Annotated in this window: 7 protein-coding genes; 4 read left to right on the forward strand and 3 right to left on the reverse strand. The window is 45.0% G+C overall.

The genetic code is table 11. The features are described from left to right. Positions 1 to 419, forward strand: a 419-nt coding sequence (locus WCO51_10470) for an SDR family NAD(P)-dependent oxidoreductase (GenBank protein MEI6513681.1), incomplete at its 5' end; no start/stop codon positions are given. On the opposite strand, the gene WCO51_10475 is transcribed toward WCO51_10470, so the two are convergent. Next, positions 406 to 1,371, reverse strand: a complete 966-nt coding sequence (locus WCO51_10475; protein MEI6513682.1) for a Brp/Blh family beta-carotene 15,15'-dioxygenase — start codon at positions 1,369 to 1,371, stop codon at positions 406 to 408. The two genes, WCO51_10470 and WCO51_10475, sit on opposite strands and share 14 nt — an antisense overlap. 44 nt (positions 1,372 to 1,415) lie before the next feature. On the opposite strand from WCO51_10475, the gene WCO51_10480 reads away from it, so the two are divergent. Further along, positions 1,416 to 1,754 carry a lycopene cyclase domain-containing protein gene (locus tag WCO51_10480; protein MEI6513683.1) on the forward strand — a complete coding sequence of 113 codons (339 nt, stop codon included), beginning with the start codon at positions 1,416 to 1,418 and terminating at the stop codon, positions 1,752 to 1,754. Continuing rightward, a complete protein-coding gene (locus WCO51_10485; GenBank protein MEI6513684.1) occupies positions 1,744 to 2,046 on the forward strand; it encodes a lycopene cyclase domain-containing protein in 303 nt (100 codons plus the stop codon). The genes WCO51_10480 and WCO51_10485 overlap by 11 nt, the downstream gene beginning before the upstream one ends. Before the next feature lie 3 nt (positions 2,047 to 2,049). Here the strand turns inward: WCO51_10485 and WCO51_10490 are convergent, their stop codons facing one another. Together WCO51_10490 and WCO51_10495 are read right to left on the reverse strand one after the other, a co-directional pair. Next, on the reverse strand, positions 2,050 to 2,286 hold the full coding sequence (locus tag WCO51_10490; protein MEI6513685.1) for a hypothetical protein: 237 nt from the start codon (positions 2,284 to 2,286) through the stop codon (positions 2,050 to 2,052). 95 nt (positions 2,287 to 2,381) lie between these two features. Next, the gene (locus WCO51_10495; GenBank protein MEI6513686.1) at positions 2,382 to 3,155 is read right to left on the reverse strand and encodes a bacteriorhodopsin-like; all 774 of its coding nucleotides are present in this window, start codon (positions 3,153 to 3,155) and stop codon (positions 2,382 to 2,384) included. A gap of 417 nt (positions 3,156 to 3,572) precedes the next feature. On the opposite strand from WCO51_10495, the gene WCO51_10500 reads away from it, so the two are divergent. Beyond that, entirely contained in the window at positions 3,573 to 3,944 is a 372-nt protein-coding gene (locus WCO51_10500; protein ID MEI6513687.1) for a nuclear transport factor 2 family protein, read from the forward strand. Positions 3,945 to 4,072 lie beyond the last annotated feature (128 nt).

The following is a 4,072-nucleotide window of genomic DNA, read 5'->3' on the forward strand; positions in this document are numbered from 1 at the left end:
ATATTGAAGAATGGAAGCGAGTACTGAGTATCAATTTGGATTCAGTGTTTCTCTGCTTGAATGTCCTTGCTCCAGGAATGGTAGAAAGAAGAAGTGGGCGGATAATTGTTTACTCGGCATGCTTAGGGCGGATGTCTGGACCTGGTAATGCTGGCGGCTTAGCTCCATACCGAATCTCTAAAGCAGGAGTAAATGCACTTGTGAGAAATTTCGCCCATGAGACTGGTTTGGGTTCCCGCGGGTTTCTAGTTGATGCGGTCTGTCCGAATCACACTCGTACGGATATGGGTGGTGCAAATGCGCCTCGAAGTGTCGAGGAAGGTGCAGAAACAGCAATTTGGTTAGCAAGTCGTGAGTTTGATCCATCAACCAATCAAACCGGCGTCCTATGGGAAGACCGGAAAGTTATTCCTTGGTAAGTAAGGCTTTGCTATCTAATGTTGATGTCGCGATCATATGTGGGACGGTAAGTGCCCAGACAACTACCAAAAGTGACCACAATAGTGACGATGTTAAGCCGTGATGATTGAAGAGCGCTAAGCCCAATCCAACAACTACTGTCCCCGCTAACGCCGGTAGCCCAGGAATAACAGCAGAAGTAAACGTTCGCCGCAGGTCTTCTAATGCCGATGCTTCTTGGGATTTTGGTAAAAGTGAAGTGAGTCGAGCAGTATGACGGAGCGCATGCCAACATCCGAAATAAAAGGAGAAAGCAATCAATGGTGGCGTAAGAAAGGCCAGCGCGCCAAGTAAGACTAGATCGGTTACATTCCTAAATTCCCGATTTAACGCTAGAGCAATAATTGCAAGTATTGCCAAACCAGAAACTGCTTTCTTCAGGTCTTCGGCATAAACTCCCGCCCAGTTTATTAATTCTGGATTCACACGATTTAACGCGCTCGAGCTATTATTTTGGACGAGTGGGATTATCACCGGTAGCAATCCGGCAGGAATTGCATAAAAGAACTTTCGAATCAAAGGCGAAGGTTTGCGATTACTCAGTTGGTCGTACTCAGAGATAAATGAAGCGTCTCCAATGCCGAAATGAAGAGCGCTCATCCAAACGATCACTTGAAAGCCAATTACATTCCACTTCAGGATAGCTAGCACTGCAATTGCTGCAATCAGAATATAGATGAGGACAAAAGCTATAAAACGCCATCGGCTCGTCCTCGGAATCGTAATGAGATGATCCACTGCCCCATGGGGTATCCCAACCATAAGCGCGAGTACGGAGAGCAGCACCTGCCAGCTCAAATTGCTTTCATCGATAACCGTGCGAAAAAACAGGCTCACAACTACTGCGAAGAGAATTGCAAGATTTGAAAAAAGCCGAACCCTTAAAAATAGACGTTTCGGCACTGAGTTCATGTGCTAATTCTAGACAATTCTACGAATAACGGGAGAATAATCCTATGAATAAGTGGGGCTACATTGCGATGCTTACCTTCACAGTGGTCGGCTCATTTTGGTTAGAAATTGGGCTAAAGGTAGGAGTTTTGCGCCGGATCAAGCGGTTATCCGCATCTCTATTACCAGTCGCTCTCATTTTTCTTGGCTGGGATGCTTATGCCATCGCGCATAAACATTGGCGATTTGATGAGCACCAAATGCTCGGAATCGTTGGCCCTTTTCGCATACCGCTAGAGGAATACCTTTTTTTTATCATTGTTCCTATCGCATCCATCATGACTCTCGAAGGTGTTCGAAGAATTAAAAGACATTGGCCAGTAGGTGATGGTGATGAGTTATAGCGATATCGCTGTACAAACTTTGTTGCTGACAGTTTCGTTTGATCTCTTTATAGTGCGAACACAGCTGCTCACAAAATTAATCTTTTGGGCGTCTTATTCAATTATTCTGCCTATGCAACTGATTACGAATTGGTGGCTTACCTCCCGATATATTGTGATCTACGACCCGAACACTATTATCGGTCGAAGGTTAGCTGGTGCTCCGATCGAGGACCTAGTCTTTGGTTTTTCTTTGATACTAGCGATTATGTCGATGTGGGTGTACGTGGGAAGGCACATCAACCGTAAATAGCTTTTAGTTGATAAACGAGTATCCAATAAGTAACAAAATCATCGTTCCTATTACCAATTTAGTATTTTTATGCTCCAAAAACTTCTGTGCCGGTTTGATAAAAGTGGCCAAGAGAAGAAGGACCCCTGGAAAAATGATACTAAAGCTATGCATGACGATGTCATGGTGACCGGTTTGATAGCGCATATTAATAAAGCCCAGCGCGACGAGAAGATAGGCGCCAAATCGAAGGTTTGTCATCTCTTCATCCTAACTGGTTAAGGACATAAAAAAGTATGAGGGGCGCCGATTTACTGGCGCCCCTCATATTAGGGGATTTATTTAGTTATAAGTAATTAGTGATCGTCTTTCATGCCTTCAGCAACAGACTTCATCTTAGCAATCTTGTAGATTGTAAGACCAAATACGCACTTAGCAAGTACGTCTGCAACTGTGTAGCCGATCTGGCGATTAGTAAAGAGCATTGCCATCTGACTTTCTGATGGGCTCTTCACCAAGATTGGGATCAAGTATGAAATTGGGTAGACGCCCCATGTAGCGATCAAGAGCAAGCGCAAACGGCCTACTGTTGCTGCAACACCCTCAGGTTGGCGTTCCAATGACTTTGTAAGCTCTACGAAAAGAACATAGAGAATGTAGAGGAATGGAAGCGTGGACAATACTCCGAAAAGGATCTTTGTCCCATTGTCCGATGAAATTTCACCTGGGTAGCCCAAGATGATCATCGCTGCTGATGCAGGAACCAAACGCGTGATCAAAGACGTAGAAGCTGCCTTTACAAGTCCGAGCACCGCGATCACTTCTACAAGAAGAAGTGGAACAGTAAGAATCCAATCAACATAACGGTATGCCTCGTTGAATGAACCTTGTGAAGTTCCGACAGTAACCGCATTCTTCATTGATGATTCGTTGAATGAGTTAAAGATTCGGAAGTAGTGATAGCCAGCAATAAATGTAACCATCGATGACATGACTAGTGCAGCGCGGTACTTTGGCAGAACGCGGGATTGCGAAACCAATGTGTATACGGTGCAAGCAAGCATCGAGATTAGCCCGAAGGAGAAAATGTTATATAGCGAACTCCATTGACTATTAGACAGTTGTAGCATTTAGCAATGCCTCCGTGAGATTGAGGTCCAACCGCATTGTTGCGACCGGGCTCAGGAGGGGCATAAGACTCGAGGGTGCGTTAATCCCTGCCACTCTGAACCACAATATTCTGAGGGAAATCTCAGGGTCCCGCCACCTGAAACCCGAAAGAAATCTGAAAATCACCCTTTCCCCCATACCTTCAGCTGGAAATACGCAAAAAAAGGGATAGGTATCCGAAAACCTTGACACTGGATAGTTGGGCTAAGGGTGCCCCTACTGTGCGGTAATAAAATTAGCTATAGCCGGCTCTACACGGCGTTGCTGACTTGGTATTAATACTTTCCATATTTCATTGTGCCCTAGAGGCAAGGGGTCTAGGTTCTTCGAGAGATTCAAAATTCTTGATATCTAGGGTTATCTGAAGGGATCCCACAATGGCTGACGATCGTGCTGAAATAACAAGATTGCTTAACCTCTACATCGATGGCGCCGGAAAAGGCAATGCAGCTCAATTGAATGAAGCATTCCATTCCAGTGCTCGATGGTTTGGCACGATGGCCGGAGTGGACTACGACTTAGATAAAGGAGGCTTTGTTGATTTAATGGTGGGATCACCCGGAGATGCTGGCGGATTAGTCGCAAAGATAACTGATATTCGAATTGATGGAACAGCAGCGGTTGCCACCATCAAAGAAGAAGGTTTTTGGGGAACTCTTTCATTTACTGACTACTTTGTACTATCAATACTCGATGGACATTGGCAGATCACTTGTAAGACATTTGCTCACACGGGTGGATCTCACTAAAAGTCTTTGCCTTGTTAGATGAATTTCCGTGCGTTCAGGGTTGAATTGCGTTCTCGTTAATTGAGTATTGACTTGAATTAAGGTTGATTAGTTGTGCAGCCGCCAGCACCACACTGTGTAGCTTTGGC

It is taken from the genome of bacterium, assembly GCA_037131655.1.
Classification (GTDB): Bacteria; Armatimonadota; Fimbriimonadia; order Fimbriimonadales; family JBAXQP01; genus JBAXQP01.